We start from the raw sequence: 2,828 nt of genomic DNA, 5'->3' as shown, positions 1-2,828 counted from the left end.
GAGGTCGTGCTTCGCACGACCGTCTTCCCTGCGGAGCCCAGGGCATCCGCGGTCTCGCCATTCAACGGGCGTCTCCAAGACGTCGATGACGACCATGAATCAGTCAAGATCCGCATTCGCTTGCGCACATCGACCGCACGTACGGCTTCAGCCGCTTGGTCGCACGGACCGGATTCGTCTCCGCCGGCGCAGGCGGGGCTGGTCCGCCGGTCCTCGTCGGCGCCTCGGGTCCGACCGTGGACGAACGACAGAGCCCTTGCCGACATGCGTCGCCATGACCGCTTGATTCCGCCCGTTTACCGGCGCAGTATCCACATCCTCCAGCGGAGATCCTGAAACGAAGGCGTGAGAGCTCGGCTGCGGAACCGCCTTACGGGCGGTCGGCCAGATCCCGCAGTTCCCCTATGATCTCGCGGCCGGTCCGCTCGATGGGGGCGAGCCTGGCGACCAGCTCACGGCTGGCGACGGTATCCTCGGCGTCGACGCGATCCATGATCTGAGCCAGGGTCGCATGCAGCCGGGCCCGGTGCTGTTCGAGGTGCTCCTCGACCGCGTCGATCAGTAGCTGTCCCTGGCTCCGGGCCGCCTCGACGAAATCCGCCCGGGCCTGCTTCGCCTGCTCGTCGAGCATCCGCTTGCGCTCGTTGCGGGCCTTCTGGATCACCGACTCCCGTTCCTTGAGCACCTCTGTGATCTTGGCAACGCCGATGGCGGCCGCGACGGCGGCACCGACCGGAAGCGCGACGGAGGCGAGGCTGAGGCTGGTCATCAGCGCGGCTGCTCCGCCTGCCAAGGGACCGGCCACACCGACCGTCCCGGCGGCGATCTGCACGAGGCTGTAGACGGACATGGCTCCCCGCGCGTCCGCGGGCGGGGGCGGAAGACGGCTGTCGAGCGGTTCCGGGGAGACGAGCTGGGAGCCGGTGGCGTCGTCCCCCAGAGCCAGCCGCAGCAAGGTGCGGCCCTTGGCGTCGAGCTGCTCCAGCTGACGCTGCCAGCCGGTGGCCGGGCCGTCGGGGCCGACCATCCACTGCGTGTAGAGCTGAACCTGGCGGACGTCGATCTCGTGGACGTGCTCGGTGTCCAGCTTCCCCCCGTCGATCAGCTGGTCGAGCCCGCGGTGCAGTTCCTGCGGCAGATCCGCGAACGGACGCTGCCTGACGCGGATAGCGCGCTCCAGCTCGTCGGCCAGCTCTGTGCGCATGCCTTCCGCGGCGCTCTCCGCACGCTCCAGCCGCTCGGCGATCGCAGCTTGCTGAGCGGCCAGTTCGTCGACGGAAACCTGATGGGCGTCGACGATGTCCCGGATCGGCCGGTGCCGGCGGCGGATCAGCCGTCTCGTTTCGTCGGCGACCTGGACGAGATGACGGTCCCCGGCGCCGGATTCGACAAGCTGGTGCAGCCGGTCGCGCAGCACGTCCATCCCGCTGCGTTGCCTGAGATTTCTCGTCGCGTTCCCGTTCGCCTCCTCGGCGGCGGCCTTCGCCTCCCAGGCCGCGGAGACTGGCAGGAATCCTTCGCCGACGAACGCGGCGAGGCCGCCGCCCGCATCGGCGAAGTGTGTGCGCAGATAGTCGTTGTCCGTCGCCTGTACGTTGCGCCACGCGGCCTGGCCGTGCTCTCGCTGGGTGGCGCGGTCGATGCCGGTGAGCACCCACAGCACACGCTTCCCGGTCTGCAGGTGGTGGGCGTACAGGTCACGGACGAGGGCGAGCTCGTTGACCGTCAGCGCCGATGTCGCCTGAGTGACGTAGATGAAGCAGTCGGCCTCCGCCCAGGCGCCGCGCATGATGAGGTCATGGTCCCCGTCAGGGGACTCGGAGCCGGGCAGGTCGAACAGCTTGACCGGCAGGAGGGCATCGGAGATGAGCACCTCGATCTCCAGGACCCGGCGGTTGATGTGCTCGCGGCGGCGGTCGGTCACCTTCCCGTCGGCCGCGCCGTACGAGGCGACGACGGCGGGCGGCAGGTCGCTGCCTATCTCGACCCAGTCAGAGCCGTCGAACTTGACGCGCAGCAGGCCGCGCCCGGAAGCGTTGACAGACGGGTCGTCACCGACCGGAACGACGGTGGACGGGCAGGCGGTGGTCGGATTCGCCGACGACGGCAGTATGCCGGTGTACTCGCCCTCGTCATCGTCGCCGTCTACCAGCCAGTACTCCAGGCGGCCCTGCAGCCCACTGATCAGAAAGCTCTTCCCGGCCGACTGGCGGCCGAGCATGCCGACGTTGAGCAGGGTGGACAGTGCGCGGGTGCGAAGGCTGCGGATGCGGACGACGTCGGCGGCCAGCTCGTCGACGTCCTGCGGGGCGTCATCCTGGTTTCCGAGCGTCTCCAGCCACGTCTCGCAGCGGCCCAGCAGACGCGCCAGATCATCACGTGTTTCCTCTACCCCCGTCACGCACAGACATATACCGCATCGCGGCTTTCCTGTCGAGGGCCACGCCAGTTCCAGCGGCATCGGCGCCCCCCGCCGGTTCCACGGCATACCGAGGTACCGGAAAAGAACCCGTGAAAACAGGTGCCTTGCCGCAGGAAACCCGGCCCCGCGGGAGGCGGGAATAAAACTCCTCCGCGCACCGCTCCCTTATTGCGGGAATGATCATCCCGCTGGCCTGCCCTGCCGCACAAGGCCCGGCCGCACGGCCAGCGCCATCCGCTCGCCGTCCACGCACTCCGGCCGGGTCACACCCACTCCGATGCCGCCGCATTGCCCGCCGTATTGCCAGGCTGTACAGTCGGATATATGAAGCCGATGACTGACATTGCGTGGGCCTGGTTGAGCCAAAACCGCTGCCATATGTACACCAATTATTAACGTTGTCACT

1 protein-coding gene is annotated in these 2,828 nt (G+C 68.1%); it reads right to left on the bottom strand.

Annotated features, from left to right (window positions below):
- Positions 1-370: 370 nt before the first annotated feature.
- The gene (locus NBW84_RS21275; protein ID WP_250286744.1) at positions 371-2,401 is read right to left on the bottom strand and encodes a hypothetical protein; all 2,031 of its coding nucleotides are present in this window, start codon (positions 2,399-2,401) and stop codon (positions 371-373) included.
- Positions 2,402-2,828: the final 427 nt, after the last annotated feature.

This window comes from Protofrankia sp. CiP1_Cm_nod2 (genome assembly GCF_920664355.1).
Lineage (GTDB): Bacteria > Actinomycetota > Actinomycetes > Frankiales > Frankiaceae > Protofrankia.
The sequence above is the reverse complement of the archived record's forward strand: the minus strand, read 5'-3'. Positions and strand labels throughout refer to the sequence as shown.